This window comes from Delftia sp., from assembly GCF_059499305.1.
Genome location: NZ_JCABYI010000001.1, coordinates 59,563 through 75,149, shown reverse-complemented (window position 1 = coordinate 75,149; position 15,587 = coordinate 59,563). Strand labels below are relative to the sequence as shown.

Sequence of the window (15,587 nt, the reverse complement as noted above, 5' to 3'; positions counted from 1 at the left end):
CATGACGAAAGCTGCTGAACTCCGCCAAAAAGACGTTGCCGGCCTGGAAGCCGAAGTGAAGTCCCTGCAAAAGGCTCACTTTGGTCTGCGTATGCAGAAGGCCACGCAACAGCTGGGTAACACGAACACGCTGCGTACCACGCGCCGTGACATCGCCCGCGCCAAGACCATCCTTGCTGAAAAGCAAGCCGCCAAGTAATCAGGAAGCCGACATGACGGAAGCTAAAAAATCCCTCAAGCGCACCTTGATTGGCAAGGTGGTCAGCGACAAGCGTGCCAAGACCGTGACGGTCATGGTTGAACGCCGCGTCAAGCACCCGATCTATGACAAGATCATGATCAAGTCCAGCAAGTACCACGCTCACGACGAGCAAGGTGAGTACAAGCTGGGCGACGTGATCGAAATCACGGAAAGCCGCCCGCTGTCCAAGACCAAGAACTGGGTTGCTACCCGCTTGGTGCAAAAGGCTGCTCTGGTGTAAGCCTACCTAGGCCCACCGGCTGCAAAGCCACAGGAAACGACCCACAATGTGGGTCGTTTTTTCGTTTGGGGACCGCCATTTCGGCGGCCCCGGTTTTGCACCACAAAGGAGATAGAGATGATCAAAGTCGGAGATGCCCTGCCCGCTGCCACCCTGATGGAATACGTGGAAGTCGAAGGCAATGGCTGCAGCATCGGCCCCAACCCCGTGAAGCTGCCCGAAGCCGCTGCAGGCAAGACCATCGCGGTCTTCGCCGTGCCCGGTGCATTCACTCCCACCTGCTCGGCCAAGCATGTGCCCGGCTTCGTGGAGCAGGCCGAAGCCTTCAAGGCGGCCGGCGTGGACGAGATCTGGTGCCTGTCGGTCAACGACGCCTTCGTGATGGGCGCATGGGCCCGCGACCAGAAGACCGATGGCAAGGTGCGCATGCTGGCCGACGGCGACGCCGCATTCGCCAAGGCCACCGGCCTGACGCTGGATCTGAACGGCAAGGGCCTGGGCCTGCGCAGCAACCGCTATTCCATGCTGGTCAAGGACGGCAAGGTCGTCACGCTGAACGTGGAAGGCCCTGGCAAGTTCGAGGTCAGCGACGCGGCCACTTTGCTGGGCCAGGCCAAGGCCTGATCGCGCTGCAGGCCTTCTGGCCTGCGCACCGCGCTATTGCGAAAAAAGGCATTGCACCCGGGTGCAATGCCTTTTTGTATTGGGGGCGCTGGTTCAGCCAGGCCGGCCTAGAAAATATCGGCCTTGAGGTAGTGCGCCCCCGCGATGGGGTTGTGATAGTAGGGCGGGATTTCCTCGAAGCCCAGGTCGACGTAGAGGGCGCGGGCCGATTCCATGTCGTCCAGCGTGTCCAGCAGCACATGGTCATAGCCGGCCTGGCGCGCCACATCAAGCATGGCTTCGGCCAGTTGCCGACCCAGTCCGAAACCGCGAAAGGCCTTGCGCACGAACAGGCGCCTCATCTCGGCGGCATTGGCGTAGTCGCAGTTGTCCAGGGGGCGCAGGGCGCAGCAGCCGGCCACTGCGCCATCGACCCTGGCCAGCAGGATGTGGCCGCGCGGCGCAGCGTAGTCGCCGGGCAGATCGGCGATCTCGGCCTCGAAATCTTGAAATTGCAGATCGACATCCAGGCTTGCAGCGTACTCCCGGAAGATCTGGCGGACTTCGTCCCAGTCTTCCGCGGGATTCGGCGCCAGCAAGGCGACAGCAGGCTTGTCCACGGGCACTCAGCTAAAACGACGGAAAGCGCAGTGTAGCGGCAAGCGGCCCACCTCTGGCTGCGCCGTCAGAAAGCGCCACCAAGCTGCTGTACCCACCATGCCGCAGCGCCCGCCCCGAAGGCCAGGGCCAAGGCCAGCCAACGGCTACCTGCCGTGTCGCGTGAGGCGGGTACTGGCGCGGACAACTGTTTGTCCCCGGTCACCATGGCTCGCACCAGGCCGCGCCCGCGCCAGGCATAGAACACGATGGCCAGAAGATGCAGGCCCACCAGTGCGTACAGCAAATACTGTCCCCAATGCGCGTGATAGGCCGTGGCCTGCGCCACCGTGTCGCCCGATGCGAAGCGGCTCAGCGGCCCGGAGAACGCAATCTCGTCATCGCTGAGCAATCCGCTGCCTACCTGGGCGATCAGCACCGCCAGCATGGCCAGCACGGACAGAGCGCCCAACGGGCTGTGGCCTGCGCTGTCGCTCTCCGCTCCTTGTCCGCGCAGATGGCGCAGCAGGGCGGAAGGTGCATGGATGAAGCTGGCAAAGCGCGACCAGCGGCCACCCACCAGGCCCCACAACAGGCGAAACAGCAGCAAGGCCAGCATGACATGGCCCAGCAGCAGATGCCAGTTCATGGCATTGCCGCCCAGTTTGGCCGTCACGACCAGGGCAATCACGGTTGCGGCCAGCAGCCAGTGAAACAGCCGGGTGGGCAGGTCCCAGATGCGGACCTTGTGCTTGGCGGCGCCTTGTGCGGTCGGTTCTTGTGCCATGGCATGAGCGTGTGGGTGGGAATGAGTGCATTGTGCCGACCTGCATTCCGGAGCCGGCAGTCAATGCACCCTGGCTGCGGTCAATCAAAGCTGCGCCCGCAAGGCGTCACTGCCATACTGACCCGGCAGATTTCCCCACACTCGAAAAGGAAAACCACGATGAAGAAAGTTTCTGCATGGGCGCTGGCCGCCCTGGTGGCCGCTACCGCGCTGCCGGCTTCCGCCCAGTTTGCCAAGTCCGAGGACGCCATCAAGTACCGCCAGGGCGCGCTGGCCGTGCTGGGCCAGCACTTCGGTCGCCTGGGTGCGATGGCGAACGGAAAGATCCCCTTCGATGCCAAGGCGGCCCAGGAAAACGCCGAGGTGGTGGCCTTCATGGCCAAGCTGCCCTGGGCAGGTTTCGGCGCAGGCACGGAGGGTGGAAAGGCCAAGCCTGAAATCTGGAAGGAGCAGGCCAAGTTCCAGGATCTGTCGGAGAAGATGCAGGCCGAGACGGTCAAGCTCGCTGCTGCGGCCAAGTCCGGCAACCTGGACCAGCTCAAGGCGGCCTTCGGCCCGGCCGCTGCCAGCTGCAAGGCCTGCCACGACAGCTTCCGCAGCCGCTGATCGGCATGCAGATGCAAAAAAACCGGCGTGATGCCGGTTTTTTTCTGGGCTTGCCTGTGCCGTATCAGGCTTCGGCCAGCAGTTTCTCGATCAGCCGGTGCAACTCGGCGAAGTCAGGCGCTCCCACATAGCGCTTCACGATGTCGCCGCGCTTGTTGACGATGTAGGTGGTGGGCGTCAGCTGCACATCGCCCCAGGCGCGGGCCACGGCGCCGGTGTTGTCCAGCGCCACCTTGAACGGCAGCTTGCGCGAATCGGCGAAGTTCACCACATAGCTGGGCGGGTCGTAGCTCATGGCCACGGCCAGGGTCTCGAAGCCCTGGCCCTGGAATTTCTGGTGGGTGGCGACGATCTCCGGCATCTCGGCCACGCAGGTGGTGCAGCTGGTGGCCCAGAAATTGACCAGCGTCACCTTGCCCTTGAAATCGGCCGTGGTCTGCTTGCTGCCATCCAGCAGCACGAAGGTCGATTGCGGCGCCGCCGTCTGGCCTGCGCCCGAATACACCCATGCGCCCATTCCGGCGGCTGCGGCGATCACCACGCCTGCGATCCAATGTTTGCTTGCCATAGCGACGATTGTGCCCAAAGTTGTGCCCGTAGGCCTGCACGCATGCCGTGCACCGCGTTTCGATGCGCGGCAAGGGCAAAAGTTCGGGTCTCGGTCAAGCGGGCCGTGTCGATAATGCCGGCATGACATTGATGGAAAGCTTTTTGATCCCCATGGCAAGGCTCCGCGCTCCTGCCATGCGGCTTGCTGCCGCTGTGCTGGTGTTGACGCCCTTGGCCGCATGCAGTCCCCGGCTGGATTGGCGGCAGGTTGCGGTCGAGGGCACGCCACTGCGTGTGCTTTTGCCTTGCGATCCGCAATCGGCCACCCGGCCGGTGGAACTGGGCCAGGGCATGGGCACGGTGCAGATGTCCATGATGGGATGCGACGCCGATGCGTCCACCTACGCGGTTTCCCACTTCCTGGTCAGCGAGCCCTCCAGGGCCGCCGAGATGCTGTCGTACTGGCAGGCGGCCGTGCTCGGTCAGATGAATCCGGGTGCGCCGGGACAGGCGCCGGCCGGCGCCAAGCAATTGCGCTCCAAGGAAGATGGCTCCTTCGTGCCTGCAGGCGCCTTGAATCTGCCGCAGTCGCTGCGCACCACGTTTGAAGGCGTGGGCCCCCAGGGCTGGAAGCTCACGGCCCATGGCGTGTGGTTTGCACGAATGGAGCCGGCGGGCGCGCGCCTCTACCATGCCGTGATCTACAGCGACAAGCCGCGCACAGACGAGGCCAACAACTTCTTCGCCAGCCTGCAACTGCAGTAGCAACAGGTTTGGAGCCACGGATGCGGGAGGCAACTGTGGCATGGAGCGCAGCGCAGGCGCGCCGTTTGCCCTGCATGCGCCTTCGCACGCCATAATCGACTCCGAACCCTGTGACTTCATGACCACGCGCATCCTTTTGTTCACCCACGCACCTTTGGCCCAGGCACTGCGCGAATGCGCCCTGCATGTGTTCGCCGACAGTGCCGAGGACGTCCTTGCCCTGGATGTGCCCGCTCAGGAGCCGCCCGAGGCCACCCTGATGCGTGCCGAGCAGTTGCTTGAAGACCATGGCGGCCTGCTGGGGCTGCCCACGCTGGTGCTGACCGACCTCTTTGGTGCGACGCCCTGCAACGTGGCGCAGCGCCTTGTGGCGCAACTGCCTGCCGGGCGGCTGGTGGCCGGAGTGAACTTGCCCATGCTGCTGCGCTCCATAGGCTATCGCCACGAGGCGCTGGAAGCCGTGGCCGAGCGTGCCTTGGCGGGAGGCAGCCATGGGGTGATGCAGGTGGGCGTGAACACGCCTCAGAACCAGAGTCCGCGACCATCCAATGATCAAGACCCCTATCACCATCAGCAATAAACTGGGCCTGCACGCCCGCGCCTCTGCCAAGCTCACCAAGCTTGCAGGCAGCTTTCCCTGCGAAGTCTGGATGAGCAAGGGCGAGCGGCGCATCAATGCCAAGAGCATCATGGGCGTGATGATGCTGGCTGCCGGCATGGGCTCCGAGGTGCTGCTGGAGACCGACGGAGCACAGGAGCAGGAAGCCATGGATGCGCTGACCGCCCTGATCAACGACAAGTTTGGCGAAGGCCAGTAATGTGCCTTTGCGGCGCTGGCAGACGGTGAGCGCAACAGAGCAACACGCGCTGGAACTGGACGATGCCGCATTGCGACGGTCCGGGGCCTGCGCAGCAGCAGGCAAAGGACAGGCGCAATGACGTTTGCAATCCACGGACTGGCCGTGTCACGGGGTATCGCCATAGGGCGTGCGGTGGTGGTGGCCTCCAGCCGCATGGAGGTGGTGCACTACTTCATCCGGCCCGACCAGGTGGACGCGGAAATCGACCGCGCCCGCAGTGCGCGCAATGCCGTCATCGACGAGCTGCGCCGCCTGCAGGATGAAATGCCCAAGGATGCGCCGGGCGAGCTCGATGCCTTGCTCGACGTCCACCTGCTGCTTTTGCAGGACGAGGCCCTGGCCGCCGCCATCAAGCACTGGATATCCGATCGCCTCTACAACGCCGAATGGGCGCTGACCACGCAGCTGGAGGTCGTCTCGCGCCAGTTCGACGAGATGGAGGACGAATACCTGCGCGAGCGCAAGGCGGACCTCGAGCAGGTGGTCGAGCGCATCCTGCGCCATATGAAGGGCATGGCCAGCCCCGTGCCCGCACCGGCCGAGCTGTTGGCAGTCGAGGCAACGGGGGAGGGCACGCCGCCGCAGCAGCCGCTGCTGCTCGATGGCGCCACCGAGGCGCCGCTGGTTCTGGTGGCGCAGGACCTGTCGCCAGTGGACATGCTGCAGTTCAAGAGCCGGTTGTTTGCCGGCTTCATCACGGCCGTGGGTGGCCGCACTTCGCACACGGCCATCGTGGCGCGCAGCATGGACATTCCTGCCGTGGTCGGCGCCCGGGCTGCGGGGCAACTGATCCGCCAGGACGACTGGATCATCATCGACGGCAATGCAGGGGTCGTCATCGTCGATCCCTCACCCATCATCCTGGCCGAATATGGCTTTCGCCAGCGCCAGAACGAGCTCGAGCGCGAGCGCCTCTCGCGCCTGCGCCACACGCCTGCGCTGACGCTGGACGGAGAGCGTATCGAGCTGCTGGCCAACATCGAGCAGCCCGGCGACGGGCCTGCGGCCGTGCATGCGGGCGCGGTGGGCGTGGGGCTGTTCCGCACGGAATTCCTGTTCATGGGGCGTGGCGGCAACCTGCCCGGCGAGGAAGAGCAATACCGGGCCTACCGCGAAGCCGTGGATGGAATGCAGGGCATGCCCGTGACCATTCGCACGCTGGACGTGGGCGCCGACAAGCCGCTGGACAAGGCCCAGCCCAAGGACTACTACCTGAACCCCGCGCTGGGTCTGCGCGCCATCCGCTGGAGCCTGGCCGATCCGGCCATGTTCCGCACCCAGCTGCGCGCCATCCTGCGTGCTGCCGCGCATGGGCAGATCCATCTGCTGTTCCCCATGCTGGCCCACCAAAGCGAGATCGAGCAGACCCTGGCCCAGGTGAGGTTGGCGCAAAGCGAGCTTGACGCGCGCGGCGTGGCGCACGGCCCGGTCAAGCTGGGCGCCATGATCGAGGTGCCTGCGGCAGCGCTGATCGTGCGCACCTTCCTGCGCTATTTCGACTTCCTGTCCATCGGCACCAACGACCTGATCCAGTACACGCTGGCCATCGACCGCGCCGACGAGACCGTGGCCCATCTCTACGATCCCCTGCATCCCGCCGTGCTCAAGCTGGTGGCGGATGTGATCGCCGAAGGAAGGGCGCAAGGCAAGAGCGTCTGTGTCTGCGGGGAGACCGCCGGCGATGTGGCCATGACGCGCCTGCTGCTGGGCCTGGGCCTGCGCAGCTTTTCCATGCATCCGGCGCAGATCCTGGTCGTCAAGCAGGAAATCTTGCGTGCCGACACACGCAAGCTGGCCGCCTGGGCGCAGGAAGTCCTTCGTTCGGACAGCCCGGCAGCGCTGCTGAGCCCATGACTTCGGTCAAGTGAAGGCGCGAGGCAAAAAAATCACAACTTCAGTTGCGATTGATTCTCATTCGATGTTATGATCCGCTCCAATGCAGCAAGAAGCTCTCTGGTGGGGAATTCGAGCTGCAAGCTTTTTCAGTTTCATCGTGGGGCGACTCGCCAGGCCTGTTCAGCCTGCAGCAAGTCGGTTTGCCAGCCAGCGGTCTGCCGGTTAGCCAGGCTTTTTTTCTACGTGGAACGGGAAAGCACGATTGCATTCAATTCAAGCAGGGCATGCACGTTGGCCCTGCTTTTTTATTGCCTTCAACTGCGTCGGCATCAGTTGCTTTCCGGCTCAGGATGGCCTCGCACGACAAAGCGCCGCGAAAACCCCAGGGGGCGCGTGACGGCGCGCGGATCGCCAAGAAATGGCAGCCGGAATCCAGGTTCCTGCAGGATTTCGACACTCCAGTCCGTATTTCCCATGAATCGAAATCGCACCAGCGATCGTTCGTCCGATGGCAGCAACGAGAAGCTGCCCGTGGAATACATGCTGCCTATCACGGCCTTGTCGAGTGCCTGCAAATTCTCGTCGAGCAGCGTGATCCGCAGCATCTCCTCCATGGGCGTGTCATCGGTGGTGAACAGAAGGTAGAGGTCGTTCCATTGAAAGGCTGCCTCGAGAATGCTGCCGTCCACCAGAATGGGCGTTGCATTCCCGTTGAGCACCAGGCGGCTTTGCGGTACCTGCCCTGCAGGATGGGATGCGGCGGGCTGCAGTGACAACTGCCGGTCGGAGAGGATGCGCATCTGTTGTCCTGAAGTGTCACCAGAGGAATTCGACGCCTATGGCAGCCAGTGCCCCGCCGACAAAAGCGCCGACCACCACGCAGGCAGGTGCCCCGGGCCCGCAGGCCAGCCCGGCCAGGGCACCACCTGCCATGCCTCCACCGATCCCGGCACCTGTGACGGCCAATTCCTTGCCGGCGGCCTCCACCTTGTTGTCTGCGTTGGCGATGGTGTAGACCGATACCGCAATAGAGAAGACCAGGAGGCCGCGTCCTGCCCGGGAGAGCGTGCGCATTCTCTGGGTGATGGCGGCATTGGACTTGCCGGCGGATTTGACGATTTCGCCATACACGGCGTTTTGCTGGACCGCCGTGAGGCGATCGAACCGCACGTTGGGGCCGTGCAATTGCTGGGCCTTGCGGGCAATCAGCTCATTGAGCGTCTTGCCCTCGCTCTTGATGCGTTGCGCCATGGCTCTGCCCACGGGGGTGCTTCGGCCTCGGATGATCTCCATGATGACATTGCGCGCCTCCTGGGCCTGTTGTGCAGCCTGTCCCCAGGTGATGCGACCGCTCGTGGCCTGCAACTGAAGCTCGTTGGCCATGGCCTGAATCTGTCGGGCATAGGCCAGGCGTGCAGATGAGTCCAGCGAGAGATGCACCCCGGCATTGGCAACCTCTGCTTTCAGTGCCTGTATGGCGGCATCGAATGCTGCACGGTCCTTTTGCTCGTCATTGGCCATATGCATTTATCCCTTTGTCAATGGATCGGCGCCCGAACCCCCGAAATCCTGGATTTCATGTCGTTGAGCCGCATTCCGGGGTCGTTCGGATTTTTTTGAATGCAGAAAGCATTCGGAAAATCGGCATCATAAAGAGATCGGGAAATTCATCAACCGAGATGCCAGTGACACATGGCATCGATTGTTTGTTGCTGAATGTGTATTCAGGTCAAAACCGGCGCCTGAATGCCATGCCTCCAGACATGAAAAAGGGGATGGCCTGCAAAGGCCATCCCCGAAGTGCGTGAAGAAGGCCGCCCTGCAGGCAGGCGGCCATCGCCGGCTCAGACGCCGGCGGCGTGTGCCTGCTGGTCCGCGTGGTAGCTCGAGCGCACCATGGCGCCCACGGCTGCATGCGTGAAGCCCATCTTGTACGCCTCTTCCTCGAACATCTTGAAGGTGTCGGGGTGCACGTAGCGACGCACCGGCAGGTGGCTGTTGCTGGGTGCCAGGTATTGGCCGATGGTCAGCATGTCGATGTCATGCGCACGCATGTCGCGCATGACCTGCAGGATTTCCTCATCGGTCTCGCCCAGGCCGACCATGATGCCGCTCTTGGTCGGAACCTTGGGGTGCAAGGCCTTGAACTTCTTGAGCAGGTTCAGCGAGAACTGGTAGTCCGAGCCGGGACGCGCTTCCTTGTACAGGCGCGGTGCGGTCTCCAGGTTGTGGTTCATCACATCGGGAGGCGCGGCCTTGAGGATTTCCAGCGCACGGTCGTCGCGGCCACGGAAGTCGGGCACCAGGATCTCGATCTGGGTCAGTGGCGAGAGCTCGCGGATGTTCTTGATGCACTCGACGAAGTGGCCCGAGCCACCATCGCGCAGGTCGTCGCGATCCACGCTGGTGATGACCACGTATTTCAGGCGCAGCTCGGCAATCGTCTTGGCGAGGTTGAGCGGCTCGTTGGTGTCCAGCGGGTCGGGGCGGCCGTGACCCACATCGCAGAACGGGCAGCGGCGCGTGCACTTGTCGCCCATGATCATGAAGGTGGCCGTGCCCTTGCCAAAGCACTCGCCGATGTTGGGGCAGGAGGCTTCCTCGCAGACCGTGTGCAGCTTGTTGGCGCGCAGGATGTCCTTGATCTCGTAGAAGCGCGTGGTGGGGCTGCCCGCCTTGACGCGAATCCACTCGGGCTTCTTGAGTGCTTCGCCATGCTCGACCTTGATCGGGATGCGCGAAAGCTTCGCTGCCGCCTTCTGCTTGGCCAGCGGGTTGTACTCGGCTTGTGACTGCGCTTCGCGCACGACGGTGTTGGTGGTCATGGTTCTGGATTCAGGGGGCTAGGCGGCGCTGCAACTGTCGTCCCAGCACGCGCGCGGCTTCGTCCCAGGTTGTCTGAACGCCGATTGTAGAAAGGTCCACCGTTTGCAGCCCTGCGTAGCCGCAAGGGTTGATCCGGCCGTAGGGTTCCAGGTCCATGGCGGCGTTCAATGCAACGCCGTGGTAGGTGCAATGCCGGCTGACCTTGATGCCCAGGGCTGCAATCTTGCCCAGCCCCGAAAAATCGGGTTGGGGCGCGGGCGAGCCGGGTGCGCGCAGTTGCGGGCGCTGGGGCAGCATGGCATGGCTGCGAGGGTCGTCGAGGCGCACGTAGATGCCGGGGGCGCTTTCCACGCGGTGGCCGGTGATGCCGAAATGCTCCAGCGTGCGGATGACCGCATCCTCGATGCGGAACACGTATTCCTTGACGAAGTAGCCCAGGCGCTGCAGATCCAGCAAGGGATAGGCGACCACCTGGCCCGGGCCGTGGTAGGTGACCTGTCCGCCGCGGTTGGTGGCCACCACGGGAATGTCGCCAGGGCTCAGCAAGTGGTCACTTTTGCCGGCGAGGCCTTGTGTGAAATGCGGGGCGTGCTCGCAGATCCAGAGCTCGTCGCGCGTGCCGGCATCGCGTTGGCTGGTGAAGGCCTGCATGGCCTGCACCGTGGCCTCGTAGTCCGTGCGGCCCAGCAGGCGCAGGTCCAATGACTGCGACTGCTGCGCGTCAAGGGTGCTCACAGCACCACTTTCACCAGCGGATGCGAGGTGAAGGCGCGGTACAGATCGTCGAGTTGTTCGCGGCTGGTCGCCGTCACCGTGACGGTGACGCCCAGGTATTTGCCGCTGCTGCTGGGGCGCAATTCAATGGTGCTGGCGTCAAAGGCAGGGTCGAAGCGTTGGGCGATCTGGGTGATCTCGTGCACCAGATGCTCGGCCTTGACGCCCATGACCTTGATGGGGAACTGCGACGGGTACTCGATCAGCGAATCCTTGCGCGGGTCCGCGCCCGGCTCGGTGGCTGGGGTGGGGGTAGGGGTGGAGGCGTCGGTCATAGGTGAATCAAGGTTAATCGCTTGGCGTTGGAGGCGATTGTGCGCTATCGTTCGCGGCCATGTCGCAGCCCGGGGCTGCCGCGTCGTCCGCCACGAGAACTCCACACACAACAAACAAGTGGCCTGCGGCGCGAGGCTGGCGCTGTTGGCCGGCTGCCACACAGCCCGGTCGCCGCCTCCGTTTTGGGCATGCCCGTAACAACCCCTATCGTTCGGCAGGGGTTTTTACTTATAATCAGAGGCTTTGTGAAAAAGTCTTGTCTGGTCTGCGGCCTTAGAGAATTCAATGAAAAACTACGCCGCCGACACAGACGCTGACAGGGAACTTGAGGGCGAGGATTCCGACTTCAAGCCCCTGACCTCCGAGGAGGCTCAGGAGTGGCGCACGCGAAACCCGCAGATGTCTGTGTGGCGTTTCGTGGTGGTCCAGGCGGTGGTGGGCGTGCTGGTGGCACTGGTCGCATGGCTGGTGACGGGGCGCGCCGAGGTCGGATGGTCGGCTGCCTACGGTGCCTTGTCGGTGGTGTTGCCGGCAGCGCTGTTTGCGCGTGCCGTCGTACGAAAGAGGCCGGGCGGCGCTGCAGCCGCCATGGTGGGAATTTTTGGCTGGGAACTGGTGAAGCTGGTGCTGTGCATTGCCATGCTGGCGGCTGCACCCAAGCTGGTCCCGGGGCTGAGTTGGCTGGCGCTGCTGGCGGGCTTGGTAGTCGTCATGAAAACGTATTGGGTCGCGCTGATAGTGCGATCCAGTGTCCGAAAAACCGATTGATATTTGAAGAGAAGTTGACCGATGGCCGCAGACGCGCACGCACCTACTGCAAGTGAATACATCGTTCACCACCTGCAGCACCTCCAGAACATCAAGCAAAAGTCGATCATCGACTTTTCGGTCATCAACCTGGACTCGATCGTCGTCAGCGCCACGCTGGGCGTGCTGAGCCTGTTCGTGCTGTGGCTTGCCGCGCGCAAGGCCACATCGGGCGTTCCGGGGCGCTTCCAGGCGGCTGTAGAGCTGCTGGTCGAGATGGTGGACAACCAGGCCAAGGCCAACATCCACAACGCGCAAAGCCGCAAGTTCATCGCTCCCCTGGCACTGACCGTGTTCGTGTGGATCTTCATGATGAACGCCATGGACATGCTGCCGGTGGACCTGCTGCCGGTGCTGTGGCAGGGCTTCCAGGGTGACTCGCACGCCTACCTGCGCGTCGTTCCCACGGCTGACCTCTCGACCACGCTGGGCCTGTCCTCGGCCGTGCTGATCCTGTGCTTCTTCTACAGCATCAAGATCAAGGGCATGGGCGGCTGGGCCCACGAACTGGTGACTGCCCCGTTCGGCACCAGCAAGAATCCCGTGTTTGCACTGATCCTGGGTGTCGTGAACCTGGCCATGCAAATCATTGAATATGTCGCCAAGACGGTTTCGCATGGCATGCGACTGTTCGGCAACATGTACGCTGGTGAGTTGGTGTTCTGTCTGATCGCTCTGATGGGCGGTGCGGCTGCCATGTCGCTTTCCGGTGTGTTGCTCCCCTTGGGGCACATCATTGCAGGCTCTATCTGGGCGATCTTCCACATTCTGATCATCACCCTGCAGGCCTTCATTTTCATGATGCTGACGCTGATCTATCTCGGCCAGGCGCATGAAGCCCACTGACCATTTCCTTTCCCTCTCAACCTTTCTCTTTCTTTAATCTCAGGAGTCATCATGGAAAACATTCTCGGTCTCGTCGCTCTGGCTTGTGGTCTGATCGTTGGTCTGGGCGCTATCGGCGCTTCGATCGGTATCGCCCTGATGGGTGGCAAGTTCCTGGAATCGTCGGCACGTCAGCCTGAGCTGATCAACGAACTGCAAACCAAGATGTTCATCTTGGCCGGTCTGATCGACGCTGCCTTCCTGATCGGTGTGGCCATCGCTCTGCTGTTCGCTTTCGCCAACCCCTTCGTCCTGGCCTAAGCTCCGATCAACGCCCTAGATAGAAAGGTGTTGCCGTGAGTATCAACGCGACCCTGTTCGTCCAGGCCATCGTTTTCCTGATCCTGGTGCTGTTCACGATGAAGTTCGTGTGGCCCCCGATCGCGAAGGCGCTGGATGAACGAGCTCTGAAAATCGCCGATGGCCTCGCTGCTGCCGACAAGGCCAAGACCGACCTGGCCGCTGCCAACAAGCGCGTCGAGCAGGAACTGGCCCAGACGCGCAACGAAACGGCATCGCGGCTTGCGGACGCCGAACGCCGTGCCCAGGCCATCATCGAAGAAGCCAAGGCCCGTGCCTCCGAAGAAGGCAACAAGATTGTTGCTGCTGCCCGCGCCGAGGCCGAGCAGCAGACAATCCAGGCCCGTGAAGCCCTGCGCGAGCAAGTGGCTGCGCTGGCCGTCAAGGGCGCCGAGCAGATCCTGCGCAAGGAAGTGGATGCCGGCGTCCATGCCGACCTGCTGAACCGCCTGAAGACCGAGCTGTAAGGAAGAGCAAACATGGCAGAACTCGCCACCATTGCCCGTCCTTACGCAGATGCCCTGTTCAAGGCCAGCACCCAGCAGGGTGCTGACCTGTCCGGCACTGTTGCCTGGGCGGAGGAATTGGCGGCGATTGCCGCCAATCCGCAATTGCGCCAGCTGGCCGACGACCCCAAGGTGACCGACGAACAACTGTTCGACGTCATCAGCGGCGTGGCCGGCTCGGCATTGCCCGATGCCGCACGCAACTTTCTGCGCGTCATCATTGAAAACGGCCGACTGCAAGCCCTGCCAGAAGTGGCGGCCCAGTTTCGCAGCCTCGTGAACCGCGCCGGTGGCTCGTCCGACGCCGTGGTTCAAAGCGCATTCCCCATAGATGCTGCCGCACTGGCCGCACTCGGGACTTCGCTGGAGAAGCGTTTCGGCCGAAAGCTGAACCTGTCGGTGCAGCAAGATCAGTCCCTGATCGGTGGCATCCGCGTCGTGGTGGGTGATGAAGTTCTTGACACCTCCGTCAAGGCCCGCCTGGAACAAATGAAAGCGGCCCTCATTGCGTAACAACGCGACTGAGGTCTCGGCTAACCAAAGCTAAAGAAGGAAAGAGTCATGCAACTCAATCCCGCAGAAATTTCTGAACTGATCAAGAGCCGCATCGAGGGTCTGGCTGGCAGCAGCGACATCCGTAACGAAGGCACCGTGGTTTCGGTGACCGACGGTATCGTGCGCGTGCACGGCCTGTCGGACGTGATGCAAGGCGAAATGCTGGAATTCCCCGCAGGCAAGGACGGCCAGCCCTCCTTCGGCCTGGCGCTGAACCTCGAGCGCGACTCCGTCGGCGCCGTGATTCTGGGCGAGTACGAGCACATCTCCGAAGGCGACACCGTCAAGTGCACGGGCCGCATTCTGGAAGTGCCCGTCGGCCCCGAACTCATCGGCCGCGTGGTCAACGCCCTGGGTCAGCCCATCGACGGCAAGGGCCCGATCAACGCCAAGATGACGGACGTGATCGAGAAGGTTGCTCCCGGCGTGATCGCACGCCAGTCCGTGGACCAGCCCCTGCAGACCGGCATCAAGTCCATCGACTCGATGGTGCCCGTCGGCCGTGGCCAGCGCGAACTGATCATCGGCGACCGCCAGACCGGCAAGACCGCCGTGGCCATCGACGCCATCATCAACCAGAAGGGTCAGGGCGTTACCTGCATCTACGTTGCGATCGGCCAGAAGGCTTCCTCGATCAAGAACGTGGTGCGTGCCCTGGAGCAGGCCGGCGCGATGGAATACACCATCGTCGTGGCTGCCACCGCTTCCGAATCCGCTGCCATGCAGTACGTGTCGGCCTACTCGGGCTGCACGATGGGCGAGTACTTCCGCGACCGCGGCGAAGACGCGCTGATCGTCTATGACGACCTGTCCAAGCAGGCCGTGGCCTACCGCCAGGTTTCGCTGCTGCTGCGCCGTCCCCCGGGCCGCGAAGCCTTCCCCGGCGACGTGTTCTATCTCCACAGCCGCCTGCTCGAGCGCGCAGCCCGCGTGAATGCCGACTATGTCGAAGCCTTCACCAAGGGTGAAGTCAAGGGCAAGACGGGTTCGCTGACGGCTCTGCCCATCATCGAAACCCAGGCGGGTGACGTGTCGGCCTTCGTGCCCACCAACGTGATCTCGATCACGGACGGCCAGATCTTCCTGGAAACCAGCCTGTTCAACGCCGGTATCCGCCCCGCCATCAACGCCGGTATCTCGGTGTCGCGCGTCGGTGGTGCTGCACAGACCAAGCTGGTCAAGGGCCAGTCCGGCGGTATCCGTACCGACCTGGCGCAATACCGTGAGCTGGCTGCCTTCGCGCAGTTCGCCTCCGACCTGGACGAAGCCACCCGCAAGCAGCTCGACCGCGGTGCCCGCGTGACCGAACTGCTCAAGCAGGCCCAGTACAGCCCCCTGTCCACCGCCCTGATGGGCGCTTCGCTGTTCGCAGTGAACAAGGGCTACATGGACGACATCCAGGTCAAGCAAGTGCTGGCTTTCGAGTCTGGTCTGCACCAGTTCCTGAAGACCAGCCACGGCGCCCTGATCGACAAGCTGAACGCTTCCAAGGCCATGGACAAGGATTCCGAAGCCGAATTGAACGCCGCCATCGTTGCGTTCAAGAAGTCGTTCGCTTAAACCGGACGAGGAG

The 15,587-nt window shown here is 62.9% G+C and carries 22 protein-coding genes; 14 read left to right on the top strand and 8 right to left on the bottom strand.

What is annotated here, in order from left to right:
• The first annotated feature begins 1 nt into the window (after position 1).
• The 3 genes from rpmC to AC5I49_RS00340 all read left to right on the top strand — a co-directional run bounded on the left by rpmC (position 2) and on the right by AC5I49_RS00340 (position 1,106).
• Positions 2-199: a 50S ribosomal protein L29 gene (gene rpmC, locus AC5I49_RS00350; protein WP_012202337.1), complete on the top strand. Its 198-nt coding sequence runs from the start codon at positions 2-4 to the stop codon at positions 197-199.
• Between the two features lie 13 nt (positions 200-212).
• The gene (gene rpsQ / locus AC5I49_RS00345; RefSeq protein WP_016448513.1) at positions 213-482 is read left to right on the top strand and encodes a 30S ribosomal protein S17; all 270 of its coding nucleotides are present in this window, start codon (positions 213-215) and stop codon (positions 480-482) included.
• A 117-nt stretch (positions 483-599) separates the two neighbouring features.
• Entirely contained in the window at positions 600-1,106 is a 507-nt protein-coding gene (locus AC5I49_RS00340; RefSeq protein ID WP_016448512.1) for a peroxiredoxin, read from the top strand.
• Between the two features lie 107 nt (positions 1,107-1,213).
• Here the strand turns inward: AC5I49_RS00340 and AC5I49_RS00335 are convergent, their stop codons facing one another.
• Positions 1,214-1,705 carry a GNAT family N-acetyltransferase gene (locus tag AC5I49_RS00335; RefSeq protein ID WP_016448511.1) on the bottom strand — a complete coding sequence of 164 codons (492 nt, stop codon included), beginning with the start codon at positions 1,703-1,705 and terminating at the stop codon, positions 1,214-1,216.
• Between the two features lie 65 nt (positions 1,706-1,770).
• On the bottom strand, positions 1,771-2,469 hold the full coding sequence (locus tag AC5I49_RS00330; RefSeq protein ID WP_313283786.1) for a cytochrome b/b6 domain-containing protein: 699 nt from the start codon (positions 2,467-2,469) through the stop codon (positions 1,771-1,773).
• A 159-nt stretch (positions 2,470-2,628) separates the two neighbouring features.
• Between AC5I49_RS00330 and AC5I49_RS00325 the strand changes: the two genes are divergently transcribed.
• Positions 2,629-3,075 (top strand): c-type cytochrome, encoded by a 447-nt coding sequence (locus AC5I49_RS00325; RefSeq protein ID WP_016448509.1) that lies wholly within the window; start codon positions 2,629-2,631, stop codon positions 3,073-3,075.
• Between the two features lie 64 nt (positions 3,076-3,139).
• Here the strand turns inward: AC5I49_RS00325 and AC5I49_RS00320 are convergent, their stop codons facing one another.
• Positions 3,140-3,643: a TlpA disulfide reductase family protein gene (locus AC5I49_RS00320; RefSeq protein ID WP_017403794.1), complete on the bottom strand. Its 504-nt coding sequence runs from the start codon at positions 3,641-3,643 to the stop codon at positions 3,140-3,142.
• 275 nt (positions 3,644-3,918) lie between these two features.
• Between AC5I49_RS00320 and AC5I49_RS00315 the strand changes: the two genes are divergently transcribed.
• From AC5I49_RS00315 to ptsP, 4 genes are all read left to right on the top strand, one after another.
• Positions 3,919-4,389 (top strand): hypothetical protein, encoded by a 471-nt coding sequence (locus tag AC5I49_RS00315; RefSeq protein WP_227468475.1) that lies wholly within the window; start codon positions 3,919-3,921, stop codon positions 4,387-4,389.
• A 118-nt stretch (positions 4,390-4,507) separates the two neighbouring features.
• Positions 4,508-4,969, top strand: coding sequence for a PTS sugar transporter subunit IIA (locus tag AC5I49_RS00310; protein WP_026061990.1), 462 nt, complete (start codon positions 4,508-4,510; stop codon positions 4,967-4,969).
• Positions 4,938-5,207: an HPr family phosphocarrier protein gene (locus AC5I49_RS00305; RefSeq protein ID WP_016448505.1), complete on the top strand. Its 270-nt coding sequence runs from the start codon at positions 4,938-4,940 to the stop codon at positions 5,205-5,207. The genes AC5I49_RS00310 and AC5I49_RS00305 overlap by 32 nt, the downstream gene beginning before the upstream one ends.
• 117 nt (positions 5,208-5,324) lie before the next feature.
• Positions 5,325-7,103: a phosphoenolpyruvate--protein phosphotransferase gene (ptsP, locus tag AC5I49_RS00300; protein ID WP_016453564.1), complete on the top strand. Its 1,779-nt coding sequence runs from the start codon at positions 5,325-5,327 to the stop codon at positions 7,101-7,103.
• A gap of 311 nt (positions 7,104-7,414) precedes the next feature.
• Here the strand turns inward: ptsP and AC5I49_RS00295 are convergent, their stop codons facing one another.
• The 5 genes from AC5I49_RS00295 to AC5I49_RS00275 form a co-directional block, all read right to left on the bottom strand.
• Positions 7,415-7,885: a hypothetical protein gene (locus AC5I49_RS00295; RefSeq protein ID WP_016453563.1), complete on the bottom strand. Its 471-nt coding sequence runs from the start codon at positions 7,883-7,885 to the stop codon at positions 7,415-7,417.
• Between the two features lie 16 nt (positions 7,886-7,901).
• Positions 7,902-8,612: a hypothetical protein gene (locus tag AC5I49_RS00290; RefSeq protein ID WP_016453562.1), complete on the bottom strand. Its 711-nt coding sequence runs from the start codon at positions 8,610-8,612 to the stop codon at positions 7,902-7,904.
• Positions 8,613-8,929: 317 nt separating this feature from the next.
• Positions 8,930-9,910 (bottom strand): lipoyl synthase, encoded by a 981-nt coding sequence (gene lipA / locus AC5I49_RS00285; protein ID WP_013800257.1) that lies wholly within the window; start codon positions 9,908-9,910, stop codon positions 8,930-8,932.
• 10 nt (positions 9,911-9,920) lie between these two features.
• Positions 9,921-10,646: a lipoyl(octanoyl) transferase LipB gene (gene lipB, locus AC5I49_RS00280; protein WP_495788681.1), complete on the bottom strand. Its 726-nt coding sequence runs from the start codon at positions 10,644-10,646 to the stop codon at positions 9,921-9,923.
• The gene (locus AC5I49_RS00275; RefSeq protein WP_016448499.1) at positions 10,643-10,960 is read right to left on the bottom strand and encodes a YbeD family protein; all 318 of its coding nucleotides are present in this window, start codon (positions 10,958-10,960) and stop codon (positions 10,643-10,645) included. Before AC5I49_RS00275 ends, lipB begins: the two co-directional genes overlap by 4 nt.
• 286 nt (positions 10,961-11,246) lie before the next feature.
• Here AC5I49_RS00275 and AC5I49_RS00270 point away from each other — a divergent pair, with 286 nt between their 5' ends.
• From AC5I49_RS00270 to atpA, 6 genes are read left to right on the top strand one after another with little or no spacing between them, the layout of a single operon-like run.
• Positions 11,247-11,729, top strand: a complete 483-nt coding sequence (locus tag AC5I49_RS00270) for an ATP synthase subunit I (RefSeq protein WP_016448498.1) — start codon at positions 11,247-11,249, stop codon at positions 11,727-11,729.
• 21 nt (positions 11,730-11,750) lie between these two features.
• Positions 11,751-12,614, top strand: coding sequence for a F0F1 ATP synthase subunit A (gene atpB, locus AC5I49_RS00265; protein WP_016448497.1), 864 nt, complete (start codon positions 11,751-11,753; stop codon positions 12,612-12,614).
• A 51-nt stretch (positions 12,615-12,665) separates the two neighbouring features.
• The gene (gene atpE, locus AC5I49_RS00260; protein WP_011803767.1) at positions 12,666-12,914 is read left to right on the top strand and encodes a F0F1 ATP synthase subunit C; all 249 of its coding nucleotides are present in this window, start codon (positions 12,666-12,668) and stop codon (positions 12,912-12,914) included.
• 35 nt (positions 12,915-12,949) lie between these two features.
• Positions 12,950-13,420, top strand: coding sequence for a F0F1 ATP synthase subunit B (locus AC5I49_RS00255; RefSeq protein ID WP_016448496.1), 471 nt, complete (start codon positions 12,950-12,952; stop codon positions 13,418-13,420).
• Positions 13,421-13,432: 12 nt separating this feature from the next.
• Complete coding sequence (locus AC5I49_RS00250; RefSeq protein WP_012202354.1) at positions 13,433-13,972, top strand: F0F1 ATP synthase subunit delta; 540 nt, start codon at positions 13,433-13,435, stop codon at positions 13,970-13,972.
• Positions 13,973-14,020: 48 nt separating this feature from the next.
• Positions 14,021-15,574 (top strand): F0F1 ATP synthase subunit alpha, encoded by a 1,554-nt coding sequence (gene atpA, locus AC5I49_RS00245; protein WP_016448495.1) that lies wholly within the window; start codon positions 14,021-14,023, stop codon positions 15,572-15,574.
• The last annotated feature ends 13 nt before the right edge of the window (positions 15,575-15,587 follow it).